General features: G+C 68.8%; 25 protein-coding genes. 22 read left to right on the top strand and 3 right to left on the bottom strand.

Translation table 11 applies throughout. The features are described from left to right. Positions 1–99: 99 nt before the first annotated feature. From Q7L65_RS01050 to Q7L65_RS00945, 22 genes are all read left to right on the top strand, one after another. Positions 100–636: a hypothetical protein gene (locus tag Q7L65_RS01050; protein WP_304718354.1), complete on the top strand. Its 537-nt coding sequence runs from the start codon at positions 100–102 to the stop codon at positions 634–636. A 61-nt stretch (positions 637–697) separates the two neighbouring features. Beyond that, positions 698–1,231 (top strand): winged helix-turn-helix domain-containing protein, encoded by a 534-nt coding sequence (locus Q7L65_RS01045; RefSeq protein WP_304718353.1) that lies wholly within the window; start codon positions 698–700, stop codon positions 1,229–1,231. Next, on the top strand, positions 1,231–3,213 hold the full coding sequence (locus Q7L65_RS01040) for an ATP-dependent helicase (RefSeq protein WP_304718352.1): 1,983 nt from the start codon (positions 1,231–1,233) through the stop codon (positions 3,211–3,213). Before Q7L65_RS01045 ends, Q7L65_RS01040 begins: the two co-directional genes overlap by 1 nt. A gap of 37 nt (positions 3,214–3,250) precedes the next feature. Next, positions 3,251–3,424, top strand: coding sequence for a hypothetical protein (locus Q7L65_RS01035; protein WP_304718351.1), 174 nt, complete (start codon positions 3,251–3,253; stop codon positions 3,422–3,424). Positions 3,425–3,842: 418 nt separating this feature from the next. After that, positions 3,843–6,569, top strand: coding sequence for a helicase-related protein (locus Q7L65_RS01030; RefSeq protein ID WP_304718350.1), 2,727 nt, complete (start codon positions 3,843–3,845; stop codon positions 6,567–6,569). Between the two features lie 79 nt (positions 6,570–6,648). Next, complete coding sequence (locus Q7L65_RS01025; protein ID WP_304718349.1) at positions 6,649–7,689, top strand: AAA family ATPase; 1,041 nt, start codon at positions 6,649–6,651, stop codon at positions 7,687–7,689. Continuing rightward, positions 7,686–9,446, top strand: a complete 1,761-nt coding sequence (locus Q7L65_RS01020) for a vWA domain-containing protein (protein ID WP_304718348.1) — start codon at positions 7,686–7,688, stop codon at positions 9,444–9,446. The genes Q7L65_RS01025 and Q7L65_RS01020 overlap by 4 nt, the downstream gene beginning before the upstream one ends. Before the next feature lie 69 nt (positions 9,447–9,515). Then, a complete protein-coding gene (locus Q7L65_RS01015) occupies positions 9,516–11,309 on the top strand; it encodes a ParB N-terminal domain-containing protein (RefSeq protein WP_304718347.1) in 1,794 nt (597 codons plus the stop codon). A 354-nt stretch (positions 11,310–11,663) separates the two neighbouring features. Continuing rightward, positions 11,664–12,485 (top strand): hypothetical protein, encoded by an 822-nt coding sequence (locus Q7L65_RS01010; protein ID WP_304718346.1) that lies wholly within the window; start codon positions 11,664–11,666, stop codon positions 12,483–12,485. After that, positions 12,485–12,889 (top strand): hypothetical protein, encoded by a 405-nt coding sequence (locus tag Q7L65_RS01005; RefSeq protein WP_304718345.1) that lies wholly within the window; start codon positions 12,485–12,487, stop codon positions 12,887–12,889. The genes Q7L65_RS01010 and Q7L65_RS01005 overlap by 1 nt, the downstream gene beginning before the upstream one ends. Further along, complete coding sequence (locus tag Q7L65_RS01000; RefSeq protein WP_304718344.1) at positions 12,886–13,890, top strand: PD-(D/E)XK nuclease family protein; 1,005 nt, start codon at positions 12,886–12,888, stop codon at positions 13,888–13,890. The genes Q7L65_RS01005 and Q7L65_RS01000 overlap by 4 nt, the downstream gene beginning before the upstream one ends. A 39-nt stretch (positions 13,891–13,929) precedes the next feature. Next, complete coding sequence (locus tag Q7L65_RS00995; protein WP_304718343.1) at positions 13,930–14,406, top strand: hypothetical protein; 477 nt, start codon at positions 13,930–13,932, stop codon at positions 14,404–14,406. 62 nt (positions 14,407–14,468) lie between these two features. Next, a complete protein-coding gene (locus tag Q7L65_RS00990) occupies positions 14,469–15,017 on the top strand; it encodes a hypothetical protein (RefSeq protein ID WP_304718342.1) in 549 nt (182 codons plus the stop codon). A gap of 81 nt (positions 15,018–15,098) precedes the next feature. Beyond that, positions 15,099–15,395: a hypothetical protein gene (locus Q7L65_RS00985; RefSeq protein ID WP_304718341.1), complete on the top strand. Its 297-nt coding sequence runs from the start codon at positions 15,099–15,101 to the stop codon at positions 15,393–15,395. 4 nt (positions 15,396–15,399) lie between these two features. Beyond that, positions 15,400–15,792: a hypothetical protein gene (locus tag Q7L65_RS00980; RefSeq protein ID WP_304718340.1), complete on the top strand. Its 393-nt coding sequence runs from the start codon at positions 15,400–15,402 to the stop codon at positions 15,790–15,792. Next, the gene (locus tag Q7L65_RS00975; RefSeq protein WP_304718339.1) at positions 15,789–16,151 is read left to right on the top strand and encodes a hypothetical protein; all 363 of its coding nucleotides are present in this window, start codon (positions 15,789–15,791) and stop codon (positions 16,149–16,151) included. The genes Q7L65_RS00980 and Q7L65_RS00975 overlap by 4 nt, the downstream gene beginning before the upstream one ends. An 86-nt stretch (positions 16,152–16,237) precedes the next feature. Beyond that, a complete protein-coding gene (locus Q7L65_RS00970; RefSeq protein WP_304718338.1) occupies positions 16,238–16,636 on the top strand; it encodes a hypothetical protein in 399 nt (132 codons plus the stop codon). 95 nt (positions 16,637–16,731) lie between these two features. After that, a complete protein-coding gene (locus Q7L65_RS00965; RefSeq protein WP_304718337.1) occupies positions 16,732–17,826 on the top strand; it encodes a PIN domain-containing protein in 1,095 nt (364 codons plus the stop codon). Between the two features lie 182 nt (positions 17,827–18,008). Next, entirely contained in the window at positions 18,009–18,545 is a 537-nt protein-coding gene (locus tag Q7L65_RS00960) for a hypothetical protein (RefSeq protein ID WP_304718336.1), read from the top strand. Then, positions 18,542–18,847 carry a helix-turn-helix transcriptional regulator gene (locus tag Q7L65_RS00955; RefSeq protein WP_370552501.1) on the top strand — a complete coding sequence of 102 codons (306 nt, stop codon included), beginning with the start codon at positions 18,542–18,544 and terminating at the stop codon, positions 18,845–18,847. Before Q7L65_RS00960 ends, Q7L65_RS00955 begins: the two co-directional genes overlap by 4 nt. Further along, positions 18,844–19,527 (top strand): hypothetical protein, encoded by a 684-nt coding sequence (locus Q7L65_RS00950; RefSeq protein ID WP_304718335.1) that lies wholly within the window; start codon positions 18,844–18,846, stop codon positions 19,525–19,527. The genes Q7L65_RS00955 and Q7L65_RS00950 overlap by 4 nt, the downstream gene beginning before the upstream one ends. Positions 19,528–19,762: 235 nt before the next feature. After that, complete coding sequence (locus tag Q7L65_RS00945) at positions 19,763–20,599, top strand: N-6 DNA methylase (protein ID WP_304718334.1); 837 nt, start codon at positions 19,763–19,765, stop codon at positions 20,597–20,599. Positions 20,600–20,636: 37 nt separating this feature from the next. Here the strand turns inward: Q7L65_RS00945 and Q7L65_RS00940 are convergent, their stop codons facing one another. From Q7L65_RS00940 to Q7L65_RS00930, 3 genes are all read right to left on the bottom strand, one after another. Beyond that, the gene (locus Q7L65_RS00940; protein WP_304718333.1) at positions 20,637–21,293 is read right to left on the bottom strand and encodes a hypothetical protein; all 657 of its coding nucleotides are present in this window, start codon (positions 21,291–21,293) and stop codon (positions 20,637–20,639) included. Between the two features lie 62 nt (positions 21,294–21,355). Continuing rightward, on the bottom strand, positions 21,356–21,919 hold the full coding sequence (locus Q7L65_RS00935; protein WP_304718332.1) for a hypothetical protein: 564 nt from the start codon (positions 21,917–21,919) through the stop codon (positions 21,356–21,358). Beyond that, entirely contained in the window at positions 21,916–22,116 is a 201-nt protein-coding gene (locus Q7L65_RS00930) for a hypothetical protein (RefSeq protein WP_304718331.1), read from the bottom strand. Before Q7L65_RS00930 ends, Q7L65_RS00935 begins: the two co-directional genes overlap by 4 nt. Between the last annotated feature and the right edge of the window lie 74 nt (positions 22,117–22,190).

Genomic DNA, 22,190 nt, shown 5'->3' with positions numbered 1-22,190 from the left:
CCCGACCGAACGCGAAGCCCGCCGCCTCTCGAGGCGGCGGGCTTTCTGTCGTTAACGACTCGCCGGCGCTCGGCGCCGACGTGACCCTGGAGGTCCCTCATGTCGATCGCTTCCCTGATCGTGCCGTCGGAGCGTGCGCTGCACGCCCGTCGCAGGACGATGTCCGCGGAGCATCAGCACTTCACGATCCCTCAGCAGGAGCTGCGTGCCGCCGACGCGCTCCACGACGTCGATGCGATGGCCGCGTGCGACGACCTGATCAGCGACGATCCGACCGGCCGCCTGTTCGCGAGACGTGCGCTCGTCGCCGGTACCGAGACCGAGCGTGACGCGTGGCTCGTCCTCAGCACGCTCGAGGCACGTTCGCTCAAGACGCCGATCATGTGCGCGCTGGCTGACCAGGCCGAGTCGGAGCAGATGCACGATCGCGCTGGCGCCGTGAGCTGGGCGGTGGAGCGCAGCGGCGTGACCGTCTCCGCGAACTCCATCGCCAAGCTGCTCGACCGCGGTCCACGCCGGTGGCAGCTCGGCAACGAGCTGATCGCCGACGCCTCTGACCAGCTGGAGCGTCGTGTCCGGCAGGTGCTGCGACTCGCCAACCACGAGGAGCTTCTCGCCGCTCGGCGGGCTCGCTAGCCCCGGCCTCCGTCGCACGCGCTGCGACCGCCCTACGTTCGGCATCGAGAGGAAGCCGGCCATGACGAAGAAGCACGCGGCGAGCCCCGACGCGTCGTCGCCCCCTGAGAGACCGACACCCCAAGCACTTCCGAGCGTCGTCATTGTGAACGCGCTCTCGCCCGAGGCGGTCGGCAGCATCGCGAACCAGCACCCAGACGTGTTGGTCGTGGACCTGCGCGGTGACGGGCACAAGCTCGATCTGTTCCTCGAAGACCTCCTCCGTGCGGTTCGATCGACCCCGCCCGACGGTGTTTTCAGTGTCGGCCCGATCGAGGTCGACACGCTCGCGCGCACGGTTCTGCTCAACGGCCGGCCTCTGTCGCTGCGCCGGCTCGAGTACGAGCTTCTTTGCACGCTGATCCGTGAGCCGTACCGGGTCTTCGAGAAGGACCGTCTTCTGCGCGACGTCTGGCAATGGACCCATGGGCATCGATCAACGCGGATGCTCGACCAGACGGCGCATCGGCTGCGAACGACGCTCCGGCGCGACGGAGATGAACTCGTCGTGAACGTGTGGGGGCTCGGGTACCGCCTGATCGACGGAGAGAGCTGATGTCGGTCACCGAACAGGCAGCCGCTTTGCTCGGCGCGGCGGGCTCGGACACGCTGACGTCCGAACAGCAGCAGGTCGCCGCGCACGGCACGGGACCGCTTCTCGTCACCGCCGGCCCCGGTGCCGGCAAGACCTCGACGATCACGCAGCGCATCGTCCGGCTCGTTCGCGACTCCATCGCAAGGCCGAGCGAGATCCTCGCGATGACGTTCACGGTCAGCGCCGCGAACGAGCTGCGAGATCGGCTCGCGGATCCGCGGATGCTTGGACAGGCCGGCGCGCGCGGCGTGATGGTCGGCACGTTCCATTCCGTCTGCGCACACGTGCTGCGCAACCACGCCGAGCTGTTCGGCCGAACCGACGCATTCAGCATCTACGACGCCGACGAGCTCGGGCGCATCGTCGACCAGCTGCTCGCCGACCCGTCGCGCGCCGAGCTGCGCGAGCAACTGGATCGCTTCGGTCACGGCCCGCGCGCGGAGATCGTTCGCGTGATGTCGCTGGCGAAGACGCATCTGCTGACGCCGACGGGATACGTCGAACGCAGCCACCATCCGATGAAGACGGTGATCGCGCAGGTCTGGCAGCACGTCTCCGACGAGCTCGCCGCGAACAATGCGCTCGACTTCGACGATCTGCTCGTCTTCGCGTACGCGCTGTTCATGAGCCGGCCGTCGGTGCTCCTGCATTACCGGCGCCGCTGGCCCTGGGTCCTCGTCGACGAGCACCAGGACAACAACTGGGCGCAGATCTGGCTCGTCGCACTGCTCGCAGGCAGCGACGGCAACGTGACTGCGCTCGCCGACGACGACCAGGCGATCTACCGGTTCCGCGGCGCCGAGGTCGACGGGACGCTGAGATTCCGGTTCTGGTTTCCGAACGCGACGACGATCGCGCTCGGCCAGAACTTCCGCAGCCGTGCCGAGATCGTGATGGCAGCACGCCGATGCGTCGAGCACAACAGATCGAGGACGCAGAAGGTGCTGGTGTCGGCGCGGGGGCCGGGCGGCAGGATCGACACGCCGGTCTTCGCGAACGAGCACGCGGAGGCGGAGTGGATTCGCACGTGCGTGGAGGAGACGATCGGCAGCGGCGTCCCCGTCGGCGAGATCTACGTCGTCGCTCGCAACGCCTATCTCACGCAACCGCTGCAGCGGCCGCTCACCGAGGCGGGGATCCCGTACCGGGTCGTCGGCGGACTCGGCTTCTACGAGCGCGCCGTCGTGAAGGATGCGATCGCGTATCTCGAGCTGATCGCGAACCCGCGCGACCGTCGCGCATTCCGCCGAGCTGTCCAGAGCCCCCGGCGCAAGATCGGCGATGCGACCGTCGACCGCGTGATCGAGACCGCCCGCGAGGAAGGGGTCGAGATCACGACAGCGTGCTCGGTTGTCGCGGCTGACGGAAGCGTTCGTCAGCGGGACACGCGCGCCGCGCTCGACCAGTTCGCCGCAGCGTTCGCCGGTTTGCGCCGGCGGATGCTCGCCGGCGAGCCGGTCGACGTCGTCGTGAAGGCGGCGCTCTCGATGCCCGGCGGCCTGGTCGCTCACCACCAAGGTCGAGCTTCCCGCCGAGACGACGCGGATCAGGCGATCGAGGACCTCAGGACGCTCTGCCGCGCCGCCGCGGCGCACCGCCGCCGGGACCCAGCTGCGACGCTCGCCGCCTTCGTCCAGTCCGCGATGCTGGACGCCGACGACGCAGACGGAGCTGACGACGTCGTGCGCATCTCGACGATCCATCGCGCGAAGGGCTGCGAGGCACACACGGTGATCGTCGTCGGCTGCGAGGAGCGGGTGCTGCCGTCGTGGCGCGCGACCGAATCTGCGGATCCTCGAGACCTGGAAGAGGAGCGGCGGCTGTTCTACGTCGCGGCGACGCGGGCGAGAAAGCGATTGATCCTCACGCGCAGCAACGCTCGCCGCGGCCGCCCGACGGCCGGGCCGTCCCGCTTCCTCGTAGAAGCGGGCGTCGTCGCTTGAGACGACAACCCACCAGATGATTGATCAGGAGGTATCGATGAGAGGCTGGAGCATCCACGGCTTGGACGATGGGATGCAGGTCTGCCCGCACTGCAACGGCTACGGATCGTCGCTGAAGGAAGGCGGTGATCGCTGCAGCCAGTGCGGCGGCAGCGGCGTCGTGCCGATCCCGTCCACCCCCGCCGAGCGCCTCGTCGAGAGACCGCGGTAGCGGCGCACCGAGCCAGCGACATGCCTGGCTCCAACCGATCCTCCAACGAGTTTGGAGAACGATGACTGACGATCTGACGGACGCTCCGGCAGCCGCCTCGACGGCGTCTGGAGCGCGCCTTCCTGACCTTGGCGGATGGTGGTCGCGTGAATCTGCGGAAGGCGGTCACGAGAGCCACGACAATCTGCACCGACGCGCCCACCGGACCGCCGCCGGAGCGCAACTGCAACGCTGCTTCCCGCGGTGGGGCGAGGCGTTCTCGCAGCTGCAGCCACGAGCGCTGAAGAGCCTCGCGGAGAACCAGCCAGTCGACCCGAACGACGCGTCGACGTGGAGGTCGCGGCGTGCGCAGGCCTACGCGATCCTGCGCCGGCACGGCGTTGTCGAAGACCCGACCGAGCAGCTGTCCACGAGCGCGATGGAGGCGTTGATCGCGCGGCAGGCGGCGGCGGACTCCTCCGCCGGCCTCGACTGGACCGTGTTGCTGGAGCCGACGGTGAGACTGGACGAGCGTCTCGAGCAAGCCCACCGCGACGCGCCGGTCGACCTCGACGATCCGCTGATGTACATGAGCGAGTGGGATCGGAGGCAGGCGTTCCGGCGCCGCACCGGTCTGCCGGCGGATGTCGTCGACGCAGTGTCTGCGGTCGCGCTCGACCGACCTGAGCAGTTCGATCCGGGCGATCCGCACAGCTGGCGTATGGGCAGCGCGCGCTGGGGCGAGGCGGTCCGCGAGCGACTCGGCGAGGTCGAGCGTGCAGCCCGGCCGGTCGGCGTGCTCGTGCGACCTGCTCGTCGACATGCCGGGCTCTGGGTGCTGGAGCCGACGCTGTCGGGAGATCTGATTCGTTTGGTGCTGCGGCTCGGCGGCACCGTGTCGCGAGATCTCGCGACGGCGTCTGTCCCAGACGCGACTCAGACGTTGATGCCGCTGCTCAACACGAACGTCCTGTTGGCGGAGCACGGCGGCTTCGGCGATGAGCACGATGCGGCGCGACGTGCCGCGAATCTGAGCCAAGAGCTCGGCGTGACGATGCTGCCGGGCACGCTCGACGACCCGTGCGACCGGTGGGGCCGACTCTCGGTGCGTCACGCGGCCGCCGCCGGTCGCGAGCATCTGAAGCTGGATGTCGTCACGCGTCAGACGCGCGGATTCCCGGTCTCGCATCTCGGCAGACGCGGCTGGTCGAGACGTGAGATCGAGTCGACGCCCGGTCGGCCGATGGAGCTCGGCGAGGCCGTCGACACGGCGGTGCGTCGCGGCATCCCGGTCCTGCTGAGCGAGCAGGCCGCCGTGCACCTGACGGGACGCGTGCGCGTGGGGCGGGCCGTCGGTCGGCCTGGGATCCTCACTGTCACGCGCGCCGACGGGATCAGCGCGAGCAGCAGACGGTACGTCGTTGAACAGGCTGTCGGGGTCCTGCGGCAGCTCAAGCGCGACGGCGAGCCCGTCACGCTTGACGCCGGCGCCCGACAGACGGTCGCGATGACGGTCGCAAAGCCGCTCGCCGACGACAAGATCTTGCTCGGCCGTCAGCGTGACGCGACCGCTCGGATGGTCGTCGGATCGGGACTCAACGCCAGTCACACGGGCGTCGGCAAGACGATCATGTCCGGTCGGGCGATCTTCCACCGCGCCGCGACGACGCAGCGCTTCCGCGGCATGCTGGTCGCCGAGGCGCGGCTGCTGCCGCAGTGGGCGGAGGAGCTGACGGCCGGAGCGCCGGCACGCGGGCTCCCGCCGCTCGCGCCGAACACGACGGTCGTCATCCTCGACGACGCGACTTCGATCGCCGCGCAGATCCGGCGACTCGACCGCGAGCACGGCGACGAGCCGTTGCTGATGCTCGTCTCGAAGACGATGCTTGAGCGCTTTCCAGGTGAGCTGCAGGTGATCGCGCTGCACCTGCTGATCGTGGACGAGGCGCTGAAGTACGTGAACCCGGCCACGCAGGCGCATCGCAGCCTTCGGCTGCTGCGCTTCGGCGCCGTGATCGACTGCTGGCTGCTGACCGCAACGCCTCGCAGCAGACGCGCGGAGGAGGTCGACATCCTCGTGGGGCTCGCCGTCGGCGACGAGGTGATGATCGACGACCGGCCCGGCGTGCGCGAGGGCGGCGACCTGATGCGGGAGAAGAACGCTCACCGCGTTCGGATCGGGCACGGGCCGCACCTCCTGCGCGTCACGCGCAAAGACATGGCGCAGTGGATGCCGGACGTCCGGCCCGCGCGCGCGATGCCGATCGAGCCAGACGACGCGCTGAAGCAGCTGCTCACAGCGATCCGCGAGGGCGGCCGCAAGGCCTACGAGCATCTGCTCGAACTGCTCGATCGCGCGAGCGGTCTGCCGAGCGGCAGCGCGGCGCACAAGGCGGCGCTGGTCGAGATCTCACGCGCGCAGGGCGTCGTGCTGGGCCACGTCGGTGTCTTCCTGGATGCGTCGGTCGATCCAGAGACGTTGACGCACTCGAAGAGCTCGCTGGCGATCGCGCTCGTGCGGGACGGCGCGGTCGCACCGGCGATACGCGGAGGTGGTGACGGCCTGCCGCTGCTGCGCGGCGTCGTCGCGGAGGCGCTCGCGCACTCCGCCGGCGATGTCCAGAGCCTCGTCTTCGCAGAACGCGTCCACTGCCTCCGGCAGCTGGCTGGGACGCTGCGTGACCGCTACGGCGTTGATGCACGCGTGGGGGACGGGAGCGTCCACCCGGACGAGTTCCGAGCCATGAAGAACGCGTTCGTCGCGGGCGAGTTCCCGATCTTCCTGCTGAGCTCGATTGGGCAGGAGGGTCACAACCTCCAGGCTGCGTCGCTCCTCTGCAACCTTGACCTGCCGTACACGCCGCCGCCGCTGGAGCAGCGCGTCGGCCGTGCCGCGCGCGCGGGCTCCCCGCACGACTACATCGACGTCATCAACCCGTACATCAGAGGCGGGGCGATCGAGCACATCGTCGGCCTGCTCGCACCGCGCGGTGCAGAGTCGCACCAGCTGCTCGACGGCTTCGAGGGCCTCGCTGCCGCCGAGTCGAGCGTCGCGAGCCAGCTCGGCGAGATCACGGCGCAGGTCGCCGAGAGTCGTCGGGCCGACGGCTTCGAGACCTCGGCGGCGAAGCTGCGCGTCGCGGCGTCGGTGTTCGGGGCCGTCTGAAGCAACCCCTGCGGTCGCGAACCGCCACCCATTCCGAGACTGGCTCCGAGCCAGTCCAACTGCATCGGAGGCATAGCGCATGAATGCACTCAGCGCTGCCCTGAACGCCGTCGACGACGTCGCCGCGGAAGGCGACCTGAAGGCGTCGGCGAGAGAGAGCGACGGGCTCGAGCTGGAGCCCGTCGGCGATCCAGTCGAGCTGCCCGACGGTCGGCGGATCTATCCGCCGGCGCTGTTCGGCAGGCCGATCCACGAGATCGCGTGCGAGCTGCTCGACCACGACGATCCGTCGCGATCGCGGTTCTTGCGACTGGTCGGTCCGCCCGGGACCGGCAAGAGCCAGGTGGCGCGGCTGATCGCCCACCACCGTTGGACCGCGGCCGGGCGCGACGTCGAGCTGCGGGATGGGCGTCCGTTCTACGGGCTCGTCGAGTTGCAGCCCGGCCCGTCGTCCGACGAGTACTTCTTCCGCTACGACTACGTGCCCGTCCCCGACAGTGATCGCGTCCAGCTCGTCGACGCGGCGTTCGTTGAGGCGATGCGTAACGGCTGGCTCGTCGTGATCGACGAGGTCAACCTCGCGCGCGACGTCGCGCTGCTGAGTATCAACGCGACGCTCGACGGTCGCCTGACGCTGCACCTGCCGGCGACGAACGAAACGGTGATCGCGCAGCCGGGCTTCGGCGTGCTGTTGGCGTACAACCCGGGCCTGGTCGGCGCCAGCGACATCCCGGATGCCTGGCGGTCGCGTTTCCCGGCGGCAGTGGAGGTCACGAGCAACTGGCCGGCGCTGCTGCAGATGGGCGCTCCCGAGAGGCTCGTCCAGGCGGCCCGCGATCTCGACCAGGAGCGCTTTGCCGGCGACAGCGGCCTTGTCTGGACGCCGCAGTTCCGCGACATCGAGGCACTCTGGGACATGGCCGAACGTGTCGGCGAGCGATGGGCGATCGCGCTCTGGATGTCGAACGTGCAGGAGCAGGTCGAGACCGGCAACCTGCAGCCGGCCGAGGCGAGCGCCGTCGCGCGGATGCTCGACGAGGCGGGATACGGGCGCTACCGCGTCAGTGAGTCCGGGGGCGTCGCGAACCTCAACGGCTATCCCCGCGCCGTGACGCGATGAGCTCGCCCGGCACACGCACGCCAGGCGCCCGGCTGGCCGGACAGCTGCAGTGGGCGCTCGCGCAGCGCGGTCGCAGCGATCCGATCTACAAGGATCTGTCCGATCACTGGACGCAGATCATGCAGCGGCTGTACCCGGTCTGGCTCGTGGTCGCGCCCGGCGTTGCAGACCCCGCCCACATCCACCTGCGCAGCCGCACGGTGTTCCTCGACAGCGACGAGCTGCTCGGCTCGCGCGCGGATCTCCTCGCCGGCACGCTCGATCGTCGCGCGATCCTGCGGACGTTCGGCGTCGCGCTGCACGAGACCGCGCACGCCAAGCACACGAAGCGCTGGGTCGCGGAGGCCGAGCTCGACGACGAGCAGCTCGCCATTGACGTCGAGCTGCTCGAAGAGCCGCGGATGGAAGCGCACGGCGTCCGGGACTTTCCGGCCGCGTCGGCGCGCGGTCGCTTCGTGCGGTCGACGTTGGGGATCGCTGTCGTCGATGCGATCCTGTCACGGTTCGTCGCGCAGACGGTCACCGCCGCTGCGACCGGCACCCTCAGTCGCGACATGTGCGCTCGGGCCATGACGTATCTGCAGGCGCGCACTCACTACGGAATCGTCGATCGCCGAGATCTCAGCGGGCTCGAGCGGGTGTGGCGGGAAGTGCTCGGCGACGCCGACGTCGCGGCGCTTGACGACCTTTACGCGAGATTGATCTGGGTGCCGGATGGCGAGTTGCCGGTCCTGGTCGACTTCGCGCGCAGGTATCGCGAGATCGTCGGACCGCCTGACCCGTCGCCCGCGTCTGACTCCAGGTCTGAGCGAGCCGACGCGTCGGAGCCGATCCCCGGCTCGCTGGCGGAGGCGTTGAGCGATGCGGTCGAGCGCGTCCGAGAGCGCCAGCAGGATCGAATCGACGCCGGCGACGATCCCGGTGGCGTGATCGCAGAAACCGTGGGCAGAGCCGCTGCGGACCGCGCTGTCGCCACAGGAGACGGCATCGGGCCGCCGACGGGGCGGATGCCAGATCGCGGAGTCGACCGCCCGCCGATGCCCGATGAGGCGGCTGCGGCGCGCAGATTCGCCACGGCGTTGATGCGCGCCCGCGCCGTCGTGCACCGGACGATCGACAAGCGCACCCCCGGAGGACGCTTCAGTCCGCGCCAGTACATGCGCGCGCGGGCCGAACGCGCGGCGCGCCGGCGGGTGACGGCGCGGCCTTGGCAGATCAGCCGCGACGTGCACGCGCCGATCGAGGAACCGCACGTCGCGCTCGTCGTCGACACCTCCGGCTCGATGGGGATCCACGAGTACGCGCTCGGCCCGATCGCATGGATCCTCGCCGAGGGACTCGGGAAGGTCGGGGGCCGGCTCGCGATCGGTCTGTTCGGAAACGGTTCCGAGCTGCTCACGAACGGCGCCGCTCCGCTCGCCCAGGTCCCCGGCATCAGGACCGGGGGCGGGACCGCGCACGGCGGCGACGCAGTGGTGATGACGGCCGATCAGCTCGACATGGAGAACCGCCGCCGGCCGCGCGCGGTCTACGTGCTGTCCGACGGCGGCTGGTGGGACACCGAGGAAGGCGTCGCGAAGATCCGCCGGCTCGCCGACCTCGGCGTCCCGACGATCCACATCTCGATCGGCATCGAGCCGCTGAGCATCGAGGCCGACCGCGTCTGCGTGATCTCAGATCCCGCCGACGCCCTCGACATCGTCGCGCGCGACACGGTCGCCGCACTCGACGAGCAGACCGCACGCAGCGGTCGCTGACGCGGGCAGCTGCCCGCCACCCAGATCGGCGCGGCGCCCACTCGGCGTCGCTGAAGGAAGGAGCGAGTCATGACTGGCTCGATGTCCCCGCCCGCGCTGTTCGACGTGACCGACGAGGTCGCGCCGGTGAAGTGCGCGCTCGAGCGGATCCCGCTGTCGCAGCTGCGGGCCGCGCCCAACCCTCGCCGCGAGATCTCTCACGACGGGATCGTGCGGCTGGCGCGGATGCTGATGATGTCCGGCCAGACGACGCCCGTCCTCGCGCGCCGCACGTCCAGAAGAGTCGTGACGGTCTACGCGGGCCAGCGCCGGTTGCTCGCCGCGAGACTCAGCGTCCAGCTCGCCGGCGAGGACGGCTTCGAAGGCCTGAGACCGGTGCTGGGGCTGAACGCCGTCATGCTCGACCACAGACCGTCGCTGCGCGAGATCCGCAGGATCCAGGCACAGGAGAACCAGCGGGAAGGGCTGTCCCTGCGCGACCTGCAGGACCAGTTCCGCGACGTGTGGGACGAGTTCGTCGGGCTGCCCGACGACGAGCGCATCGCCGCCGTCTGCGAAGAGCTCGGCCACGCGCCGAAGCTCGCGCACAACCTGCGGCGGCAGTGCACGTTGCCGGAGCGGGTCCGCCATCGCGTCGCCGACAAACCCAGCGACGACCAGCTGTCGATCGGGACCGCGAACCGGCTCGCCGAGATGGCGACGGTCGCGCCGCAGCTGGCCGAAGCCGTCGCGGACCGCGTGAGCACGCCCGAGCTCCACGCGCAGCTGCAGCACGACCTCGGCGCCTTCGTTCAGCGCACCGTCGTGGAGGACGAGCAGGTCTACGCGGTCCGGCTCGACGAGGGAGATCTGCTCGACACGGACGAGCTGTTGAGAGCCGCGACAAACCACCTCGGCGACGACGATCGCGCCCGCGTGTCGAGCGTGCTCGCGTGCGACGAGGAGGACGTCGACAGACAGCTCGTCGCGCTGCGTTCGAAGACACGGACCCACTCTCGACACGTGCGCGTCGAGGGCTCGACCCGTGACCGTGCGGCGAACGGCGACTTCGCATGGGTCTACGACCGCGGCGGCGACTTCGCTCCGACGGTCTGGCTCGTCGACCCGGTCTTCGCGATCGATCTCGTGCACGGTGCCGTTGCCGAGCACGAGGACAGAGACGACGGGTCCCGTCATGCAGACGAGTCGTACTTCGGCGCCGCGAGACTGCAGGACCAGCAGATGCAGGCGGCGACCGAGGAGGCTGCGGAAGCGCGCCGTCGGGCCGACCGCGTCGTGCGCGAGGCGATCAGCGCGAACCTCGCCCTCGGGCTCGACATCCGAGCCGGCCTCCTCGACGTCGCCGACGAGCAGCTGAGCGCCTTGCGCGAGGTGTTGTGCCGTCTGCTCGCCCGCGACTACCCGGAGGTGATCGCGTTCGGCGCCGGCTGGAGCGATCGGGACCTTCAGCGCGCTGTCGGGGACTCTGGCCGGCAGGTGCCCGTGAGCACGGACGAGATCGTCTCCACGGAACTCGACCGCGCGCTCTCGGACCGGGATCCGCTGCGCGGACTGGCCGGCCTGCTTGCATCCTTCTGCGCGGCCTTCGTGCTCGATCCGCAGGGCATCCCCGCGACGAAGCACCTCGGCACCGATCGCGCAGCCAGACATCTCCGCCGAGCGCTGCCGGGCGGTGCGACGCCGCTGCGCACCGCAACCTGGCAGTTCATGCGCCCGATGCTGAATCCGCATCTCGTCGAGACTGCGCGGGACGCGTTCGTCTTCGACGTCTCGGAGAGCACCGTCGACCTTGCCGATCGCGACCGAGCGGTCGATCTCGACGAGATCGATCTGGGCGACGGCGACCTGGCTGACGCGGCCTGAAGCGGCGTCGGCGCCGACGCGGTGTGTCATCGACAACTCCGCGTCCACCGCTTCCTCTCCGTCGAGGAGACCAACATGACCAGATCCATCGTTGCGCACGGCGTGGCACCTGCGCGCACGCACCGCGAGGCGGCGGAGCAACTCAGGCGACCGTTCGCCACGGGTGCCATCGGCTTTCGCGTGATGCGACGCGTCGAGTCCGAACAGCACGGGTCCGCCGTCGTCGTCGGGCCGTATGTTCGCGCGCAGAGCTCGATCGTGCGGCTGAGCGTCGTGACGCCGGGGCGTTGGAGAGAGACGTTCGAACCGGTTGCCGGAGAGCGGCTCACCGGCGTGACGCCGGGAGCCCTCTGCGTGCTGTGCCGGCTGACGATCACGTTGCCGTACGACGTCGGAGAGCCGGACGTCGAGATGTCGTACGAGGATGTCGGCGAGACGTCGAGCGCGTTCGACAACACGGTCAAGGCGCTCTACTCCGACGCGCGCAAGCGCGCCGGAGTCGCGGCTGGCATCGGCGCATACCTGTACACCGCGATGCCGGAGATCGTCCTGCCGCTGAACTCATCCGACATCCGGATGCTCCCCGGAGGGGACGCTGTCGTGTCCGTCGCCTGCCAAGCGCGGCTTCGGCGCGAGTACCAGGCGCACGTCCTTCGGTCGGAGGTGATCGGGACGTTCGGTCAGGTGTTCGCGCACGGCGAGCCCGACGGCGGCATCGGCGTGTCCGACGATGACTCGGCGGCCGAGAAGGGCACGGAAGCGCAGGAGGCCCTGCCCGCGACGCAAACCGAAGCCGGAACCGTCGGACGTTTGGGGCCCGAGCCGCCGTCGGCCCCCGTCGCCCTCGTCGGCGAGCAGTCGTCCGGCCAGCGGCAGGCTCCGGCGTCGCGCGCGGTGACGACCCTGTCAGACGAGCAGCAGCAGCGCATCTGCGAGCTCGCCGAGGCTCACGGTCTCACTCGCGGCGACGTCGCGAACGTGGTGCGCACGGTCTCCGGCCACCCCGCGGCCGACTCCGAGACGGCTGCGCGGGAGTTCGACGGAGGCTTGCTCGCAACGACGCCTGCCCACCACATGCCGCGCATCGTCGACGCGATCGTTCACGCCGGCGGCGATCGGCAGCTCGCGCTCGCCGGCACCAACGGCCACGTTCCGATCGACTACCGGGACCTCTGATGACGCCGCGCGAGCAGCTCTCACTGCAGGCGTGGCGGGCCGGCTACGGGCTGCGCACCGTCTCGTTGATCAGCGCGCTGGCGCTCCGCTGCGACGACCTGGAGCGGCTCGACGATTCGCGTGTCGTACAGCTGCGCGATGCGCTCGAGACGTGCGCCCAAGCGGGCCTTGACCACGAGCAGCTGACCGAAGTCGCGGTCTGCAGCCAGGCCCACGCGGACGCGGGGGAGGACTGGCGCGTCAGGTTCTGGTCGCGGATTCTCGCGACCGCGAACCGGCGCTTCGTCCACCGCCGGCGATACGGCCTCTCGCCCTGCGACCGCCCGACGCTCCCGCGCGGCCCACTGCCGGCGGATCTCCGGCGCCTCACCGGAAGCCCGTCGCGGATCGGAAGGCCGGGATGAGCGCGGCAGCCGTCACGGCGAGCGCCAGCGTCCGGCCGCCGGCGTTCGACGTCGGGGTTCCGGTACGGCTCCCCGCGCGCGCCGACGGGCGGCGGATGCACACGCTGTCGGCGAGCTCGTATGAGCTGTGGCAGCAGTGCGAGGAGCGTTGGCGGCGTCGCTACCTCCTCGGCGAGCGCGAGCCGCCGTCGCCGGCGATGATGCTCGGGACCGCAGTCGATCGCGCGCTCGGCTGGATGTACGAGCGCCGGATCGAGGGTGAGTTGCCGGAGCGCGGCGACGTGCTCGTGGCCTACGCCCGCCTGTACGAGGAGAACGAGCGGGACCGCCGATCGGCGGTGTGGACCGCGGCCGAGCCGGAGCAGCTGATACGCGCCTGGGGCCTGCGCTGCGTCGAGGTCTTCCTCGATCGGATCGCCCCGCTCGTCGGTCGGGCGGTCAGCGTGCAGCGCGAGCTGACGCTGAAGCTCAACGACGCCTGCGAGTGGAAGATCCGCGGCTACGTCGACCTCGAGACGATCCGCGACGAGCCGGTCGCGGTGACGGATCACGGACTCGTCCTCGCGATCGACGCCGCGCCGCCGAAAGATCACACGGTCGTCACCCGCTGCGAGGCCGGCGAACCGATCGTCACCGACTACAAGGTCAAGAGCAGATACATCACCCGCCAGGAGGCGGACGGCGATCTTCAAGCCGGGCTCTACCTGCTCGATCGCCGCCTTCGCGGCGACCCTGCCGGCGGGTTCGTGTTCGCGAACCTCATCAAGCCCGGTGGCCGCCGCGCCGCGATCGACGGTCGGTTGCTGCTGACGACGCGCACTGAGCGCCAGATGCGTGGTGTGCTCGACCGGTTCGCGCAGATGGCGTCCGAGATCACCGCGCGCGTCGAGCAGTTCGGCTTCGAGCGGCCGTGGAAGTTCGCGGACCCACGTCAGTCGTTCCCGTGCCGGCAGCGCTTCTGTGCCTACGCGCAGCGCTGCCCCGGCTGGTCGGGCCTCTAGCGCCCGATCGCCAACCCAGTCGGCTCCGAAAAGGAACCCATGTCCGAAAAGAGAGACCCAACCGACCGCCGCACCGAGGAGAGACCGTCGCTGCCTCGCCTCGACCAGGCGCTCGCGCTGATCGGGCGCACGCTCGTCACCGGCAACGTCGAGACGCTCAGAGCCGCGCGCGACATCCTCGAAGAGGAGCTCGGCATGCTGGACGCACCCGATCCGCTGTCGATCGCGGGCGTCCCGTACGTCAAGTGGCCGCCGCGCGGCTACACGTGGCAGGAGACCGCCTCGGCCTACTGCGGCTGGAACGACCGCTGGATCGTCAGCTTGATCGTCTCGTACGGCGAGGATGACGCCGACGGGCCGCTCGACTCCGCACGTCGCGCGCTCGACCTCACGCGCGACGTCGACCGTGGCGGAACACGCTGGTTCGCGTTCGACCGCCTCAGCGGCCAGATGCGCGTGTACGCCCAGCACGAGCTCGAGCCGCCTGCCGATCCGCTTCCGGATGCCGTTGCGTGAGGCAACGGCACCGAGCCCGCCGGGGCTCCAACCGTCGCGATCTCGTCCGAAAGGACTAACTCATGGATCAATTCGTTGAAGTTCTCGACTCGACGATCACGTTCGACGGCATGAGACGGATGTACCGCGCCATGCGGGCGTTGGACAACTGGGCGGCAGGCACCGGGCGCGACTACGAGCGCTTCGGTAACGGCTTCGCGTTCAGCAGGACGCTTCTTCAAGACCCGCTTGAACTCAGTCCGATCATCGCGGCGGAGTGGGGTGCGATCCACACGCTCGCGCCGTACGTCAGCGCTGGCAGCACCATCATCTACAGATCGGCTGTCGACGGCATCTGCTGCTGGAAGTTCGACGGCAGAACGGCGAGCCACGAGCGCGGGCGGCTCCTGTTCGGGCAGCGGCGGAGCGGACACCTCGTGCTCAGTTTCGACGGCCGCGGTAAGACGGACCTCGCAGCAGGATGGCTCTCGACCGAGCTGGCGGTGCTGCTCGACAAGCACGGCCTCGACAGCTTCTCGCTGCGGGTCGAGATCCTGCGGCGCAGAGGCGTCGCGTTTCCGCGGGCATCCCGCTACTTCCGCGAAGAGCATGGGCGACGCGACCTGCCGTAGGGCGCGCCGTCGTCGCGGCCGATCCATAGGCATGGACGGCCGCTTCCACCCCTGACTAGACTCTTAGGAGGCATGTTCGACATGCGTTCACTCTCACTCTCCGCGCAGGAGCTCGACGGGTTCGACCCGGTCGAGCGACAGGCGCTCGAGCTGGTCGCCGCCGGCCGGCACCCGCACGACGTCGCCGAACTGCTCCACATCGGGGAGCCGGACGTGTTCCGGCTCGTCACGGCGGTGCTCGACGAGAAGGACCCGCCGGTCGGATCGCCCATGGAGTCGGTCCACGCCGAGCTCGGCAGCCGGCCCGCGACCGCCGCCGAGCTGCGCGAGTTCGACGAGCTGTACGGGCCGTCGCTCCTCTCCGACGACGAGGGGTAGCGCCATGCCGACATCCGGGGGCGGGCGCAAGGTGCCCGTCATCTTCAAGGACACGTTGTTCGCGGCCGACGTGAAGCGGCTCGGTGCACGCGGTCGGCTCGCAATGCAGGCGACGCGCCGGCGTCTCGAGCGCGACGGCGTCGGCCAGGACGAGCGAGCCCCGTGTCAGGCGGAACACGCGTCGGGCACACGACTGCCGGGCTGCGTGAAGGTCTATGTACCGGCCCGCGGCGGCGCGTGGCGCATCGTCTTCCAGGTCGGCCGGCTGCAGGACGGACGGCTCGGCCTGGTCTACGTCGCTGCCGGCGTCGGTCACCTGCCGGGCGGAACCCGTCGCGACGTCTACGACCTCGCGCACTTCCGGCTGCACGGCAGCTGGCCCGCCCGCAGGCAGTGACCGGGTTGCTCGAGGGGCGGATCGGCGGCGCGGTGCGACACCACGTCGTGCCGATCACGATCCGTACCCAGCTGGAGCCGATCTGGACGCAGGTCGAGCCGCCCACGCCAGATCGACCGTACTGGCACGAGACTGAGGACGGCTCGCGGCGGCATCTTCTCGAGCTGCTCGGAGGCGATCCGGCGCAGGCCGCACGCGTGCAGTCGGCGCACCAGCAGGTGATCGCGGAGCTCGTCGGCGCAGCGATCTCAGCACAACGCGACGGGCACGACCGCGAAGCGCGCCGTCTCGCGATGGCAGCGGCGCGTCTCGTCGAGGAGGTCGTTGGCTTCTGGCCGGTCACCCGCAGGGGCGACTGACCGCCGGACCGCGACAGCGGCCCAACCCGAGTCCCAAGCTGGAGGTATTCAATGCTGTCGCCCCGTTGCCGGCGAGGAGGAACCCGATGAACACCGCCGGAGTTCGCAGAGGCGATCTCGTCCGCATCGACCTCAAAGGCCGGCTCTTCATCGCGACGGTGCGAGGACGTGATCCCGAGACGCGCCGCTTCGCGATCGAGCCGCTTCGCCCCGGCGTCGGCTACCGCAGCGCGAGCAGCCGTGAAATCGTCGAACACTGGCGTGAGCGACCGCTTCGCGACGGCCGAGTCTCGACGACGACCATCCGCTCAGGCGACTTGGTCCGCCTGGCCCCCGAAGGCCGCCGGGCCTTCGTCGCAACCGTGCTGCAGAAGCAGCGCGGCCGCCTGCGCGTGAGACTGCTCGCTCCCGACGACGCGGTCGTGACGGAGCAGCTCCGCGACACCGTCCGCCACTACGCGCGCCGTCGGCGGACGTCGCGCTGAGCAAGAGGAGGTCGCTTTCCTCCGGGAGAGCGACCTCTTCGTTCCTGGCGCTGAACCGCATTGCTCGCCTGGGCGGTCAAAGTAGGGTGCGGGACGTGGGAACCGATAGGAGAGAGGCTGCTGTTCACGTCGTCGTTGACGCGAACATCTTGATCGCGAACTTCCGCTCAGGGCGAGCCTTCAAGTTGCTCATGGACGGGGCTCGAACCGAGCAACTGCGCGTGAGCGTTCCAGAGTTGGTGATCCGCGAGGCGACAAACAAGTACCGCGAACGTTGTGACGAGGAGCGGCGGGCGCTCGAGCGTGCAGCTGGCGGGTTGGCGCGACTGGGCGTCGATTGGTCGGGCCATTCGCGTATCGACCCTGCGACAGAGGCAGCGCGGTACGGCCGCGACCTTCGACGGACGCTGAAAGCAGCAGGCGTGAGGATCCCACGTATCGCGTCGATCTCTCACTCCAGAATGGTTGATCGCGCCCTTGCGCGCAAGAAGCCCTTTGGTGAGAACGGGGCGGGATATCGGGACGCCTTGCTCTGGGAGACCGTCCTCAATGAGGTTCGCCAGCACGGACCACTTGTGCTTCTTACGAAGGACCGGAGCGATTTCGCCACAGACGGACAACTTGCTGGCGACCTTGCGGACGACCTGTCGCTGCAGGGCGATTCGGCTAACAGCGTGACTCTCCAGTCCGACTTGAAAGCATTCGTTGAAGCGCACGTCGAGGTAAGTGTCGTGGCACTCGCGACAGTCAAGAGAGTATTGCCACAGGCGGAAAGAGGGCTCAACGAATGGCTGCAGGAGCTGCTTCTCGACCTGGATCTCTCGCGAGCGCAGTTGAAGGCGGTGCTGTCCCAGGACACCGATCTCGCGCCCTCCTGGATGATCGGAGAGACCGTCGACGTCGGTGATTTCCAGATTCTTGAAGTCCGTGCCTTGTCTGGTGCGAGAGTCGATAGCGGGGAGGAACTCTCGACCGGCGATGTCGTCGCGGTCTTACTGTACGAAGCCGAACTGCTGATCGAGGCTGAGTTGGAGATAGCCGGTCGAAACGCAAGAGATGGTCGACCAAGTCGTGCGGGCACCATTGCGACTCTGGCCACCCCCGTCTGGCTCGATGTCGAAGCGACTTTCAGCGCGACCATGGGGCTCACTGATGTCGCGCTCTATCAGGCATCGATGCTTCCGCTCTAGGCAGCGCGCACCGATTGACGTCCCATAACGCCTCAGGCGGACTGGCACGTCAAGTTGTTGCAGTTTCGTCGCGGCGCTGTGGCAAAGCACTGCGACGAACAACCTAGAGTCTGTGATTCACCGCAATCATTGGGTCCGAGGGTGCTGTAACACCCCCGGACCCCGCACGGAGGTGTAGCTCCATGCGCTCTCAGCGTAACCGACTCGCGGATCTGCAGAGGCTCATTGCGCCCAGCGGATTCGATCACGCAGCGCGCCGTCTGCGCGCGCACATCCGGCGCCGCGGCACCAACTGCGAGCGCCGACGGCACGGCATCGTGCTCTCCCGCAGGGAGCGCGACATCATTCACGACGAGCTGCTGAGCGCTCTCAGTGGCGTCGGTGACATCCACCTTGCCGCGCGTCGCGGCGACTACCGCGACGCCCGCGAATTGAAGCAGCGCTTCGTCGGCCTCATGTGGTTACTCGACGACCTCGGCTGGAGCCCGCTCGACCCTGGCGAGTCGTTCGCGATCACCCTCCCGGACGCGCAGCTGGACGCGGCCGTCGCCCATCTGGTCGGTTGTGCCGCGGATCGGCGTCGGGCCCAGGTCGAGGAGGCACGGGTCGCGGGGCAAGAGGCGCTCTTCGCTCGGCGTTCGATCGAGGTGCTCGAGGATGTCGCTGAGCGGCGCGCCCTCTGGCCGTCGACGCGTGGTCGAGAAGGTCGATCGCTGTGACATCCAAGATGACCAGCGCGATCTCGGCGGACCACTACGCCTTCGGCATGTGCGTTCGAGAGTTCCGGGCCCGTCGTGGGGCCTCCCAGGAAGCGTTGGGCCTGCGGTCGGGCCTTCACCGCAACTACGTCGGTGCGATCGAGCGCGGCGAGATCAACCCGACTCTGAAGACGCTCCTCGTCGTTGTGAGAGGGCTGGAGACGAGATTGTCGGAGCTGGCGCTGCTGTACGAAGAGCGCCGCGAAGAGTACACCGCACGGTACTGGCGAATGCGGGGGTGGAAGGAGGAGGAAACCTCATGAACACCTGTGACGCGCTCTTGAGCGATGCCCCGCCATGGGCGCTCAGCTGCGGAGCCGCTCTGCTGCAGGACGAGACTGCGCTGGCGTTCATGAGCCAGCTTCTGTTCGGACCGTTCGGCGCCACAGCGCCCGACGAGGACGCGTTCGTGAGGGAGGACACGGAGTCCTACCTCGCGGGGCTGCTGGGCTTCGAAGCCCAGGGCGTCGCGCCTGATTCCGAGGTCGCAGACATCCGCGTGTTCCTGCGCGACTTGGGCCGGCGCCTGCGCCGCTGCGAGTTGATGCCGAGCGATCTCTCAGGCCACCTCTCAACTCATCGACATCGTCTGGCAGTCGTGGTCGCGTTCGCGTGCCATCTCACCCGGATCGCGGCTGATGACGAACTGTGCGCCGCAGTCGACGACGCTGTGGTCGCGGAGTGCCTCCGGATCGTCCGCTGCTCCATGGAAGAGCAGCGGGTGCATCCGGTCGAGGACACGGCGATCTTTCCTGAGACCGCTGATCGAGCCGCTGCCCGATCCCTCATCGCCGTCGCCAGCGGGCTCGGCTTCGTGCGCGAACCGACGCTTGGCGGGACGTCTGCATACGAGGCGCACCTGCTCGCCGACGCGCGGGAGGCCGGTTACTTCCTCCGAGCCTTGCTCTACGTCGTTCAGAGCGACGAGCAGTCCGATGAATAAACGGCGGGCTCTCGCGGCTCGCCGCACCACGTAGGCGGCGATTTGCCCGCCACGCGCGTCGGTCCTGCCGATGCGCGTGCGATGCGTGCCAACCAGCAGAGTTGAATCAGAAGGGAGAGCTCATGCTCGACCAGCCGATCGACGTGCGCGATTCGCACGTCCGACTCGCCGATCTCACGGAGGTCGTGAGCGTCCTCGGCAACGTTCGCTCCACCGACCGAATCAGGCGTCTGCGATGAGCCGCCGCCTGGAGCTGACCACGCTGCTGGCCTTCGGCGGTGAGCCGCGTCCCGCCGAGCACGCGCTCGGGTTCCTGTTCCTCCGGCTTCTCGGGGAGCACCTTCCCGGCGCGAACGAGTCATCGACCGCTTGGGAACATCTCGCAGCGATTCCAGGACGGCAGCTCGGCGCCGCGCTCGACGACACGTGCCGAGCCTGCGAGCAGGTGTGGCCAGCGCTGAAGGGGTTCTTCGACGGCGTCGAGTTCTCTCGCTGCCCGGCACCGGCGCTGCGGCGCTCGATCGAACTGGTCGGGCGCGTCGTCGCCGCGTATCCGTCGGCGACCTGCCTGGCAGAGGCGTATCAGACCACTCGCAGCCTCTCGACCTCACAATGGCAGGGCGCGTACTTCACGCTATACAAGCTCGCCCGGGCGCAGGCTCTCTTGCTCGAGCCACAGCCCGACGAGTGGGTGCTGGACCCGTGCTGCGGAGGCGGGGCGATGCTTATAGCCGCACTCGACGTCGTCCGAGAGCGATACGGCGTCGAGGCTGCGCTCGGACTGACGCTGGTCGGCGTCGAACTCGATGTGCGGACAGCTGAGATCGCTCGTGCGAGCCTCGTCCTCGCCGGCGCCCACCCCGACCAGTTCTGGGTCGGCACGGGCAACTCCCTCACGCAGCCGCTCGTCGGCCGCGACCGCAGCTCGGGACGGCTCAGAGAGCTGCAGTTCCCCCACATCCTCACCAACCCACCGTTCGGTCGTGCAGCGTCACGTGGTACCGGCGCTGAGCTGCGCGAGCCGCTCGTAGTTCCCGACCGCGTGCTCTATCGACCGGTTCCGGCGCGATGAGTGGGTCGTTATCCCGCCAGAGCGCCGTCGGCGGAGGTCACTCGGCCTCTGGCTCAGCGGCGCCTGCCGCGAGCGACGTAATCCGAGCAGCCGATGCTTCGTTCGTCTCGCTCGACGATGCAGGTACTGGTGGCCATTCGGACTGGTACGGCAGGGCTGGGAGGTCGTTGATGACTCGGTAGCCGGCATCTCTGAACCGTCGTGTCGATCGATGCAGTTTGCTGATGCATCTGGTCAGCACACGCCGAGTCTCTTCCATCGTGCGCTTTTGCGCCAGGAGCTTCCCAGTTGCGTCGGTCGCGCAGAACATGGTCAGCTGCAAGTCTCTGAGCACAGCGACGACTTCGTGCTCCTCTCCGAAGCGGTACGACAGCCGGGTGACGAGCCTCTGAAGTTCGGTCGTGCTCTTGGTCTCAGCGTCAGAGATGGCCTTCTGAGACACAGCGTCCTCGACCATCGCCCCAGTCGCCACCGCGAGCGCCATGGTTGCGCGGTCGAGGGCTGACGCGATCTCGTCCAGCAGCTCCCGCTGATCATCGAGTTCTTGAAGCCGGCGTTCGTGCTGCCGCTCCTTCTCGCGCTCGGCACGGTCGAAGCTGCGGGAACTCGCCTGCTGCCACGTGCTCGCACCGATGGCGGACACGGCAACGATGGTCGGCGCGGCGATGGTCGCGATGTCGCCCAGAGTGCTCACTCGCTGGACCCTAGCCCGCGCAGCTTGCTCGGCGTGGCAGTACGAATGGGTTGCCCGGCGGGCTAAGCCCTTCGGATTCTCGGGTCAGACGCAGAGAGATCGAGTGCGGCGGTCAGAGCTTCGTGCAGATGCTCGACCCGCGGCCAGAAGACCTTCGCGACGTACTCGGCCGGTGTCATCGTTTCGTCCTCGTCAGGCCCGGAGATCAAGCCTCGGCCCGCGACCTCTCTGATGGCCTCGATGACCTCATCGACTGTTCGGCTCACTTCGTGGTCTGTCCCGAAGGAGAGCTGCGCGAGTTCTCGCACTGCCTCGAACGGCTCCACCTGGATCGCGATCACCTGCCCTATAAGGCCGTGACTGGGCGGCAACACATCCTCTGGCTTCGTCCCGGCGGGGGCGTAAAGCGGCCAGGTTCTCGGGTCATGCACTCGTTCGATCGCCTCACCGGCCGTCAGAGCCCATCGCGCGATATCGGCCGCAGCGATGCGCCGTCCCTCAAGTCCGACACTCAACTTCTGCATCGCGAGGGCACTTCTGCTCGTGCGCACAGCTGCGGCGGCCGCGACGGCTGCGGCGACGGTGGACGCTGCCGTCAGCACTGCCACAACATCGGTCAGCGTCAACCCACGACCGCCAGCAGGATCTGCACGACGAGCCCGACGAGCATCAGGATGGTCAGTGCGCAGATCCATCGCGTCGGAGTGATCATCTCCGCGCTCTGTCGTGCGGACTGCTCGTTGAACGTCTCGATCGACTCGCGTAGCCGCTGCGTCTCCGCGCTGCCGTTCCACTCGCTAAGCGGGATGCCGGATCTGGCCATTTGAGACGACGGTAGCCAGGCAGGCGGATGGGACAGCCCTACGTCAGGTCGCCGATCGTGTCGAGAACAAGCCT

Origin of the sequence: Conexibacter sp. CPCC 206217, assembly GCF_030646165.1 — a bacterium.
GTDB lineage: Bacteria > Actinomycetota > Thermoleophilia > Solirubrobacterales > Solirubrobacteraceae > Conexibacter.
Note: the sequence above shows the minus strand (reverse complement) of the source record. Positions and strands in the feature narration are given on the sequence as shown.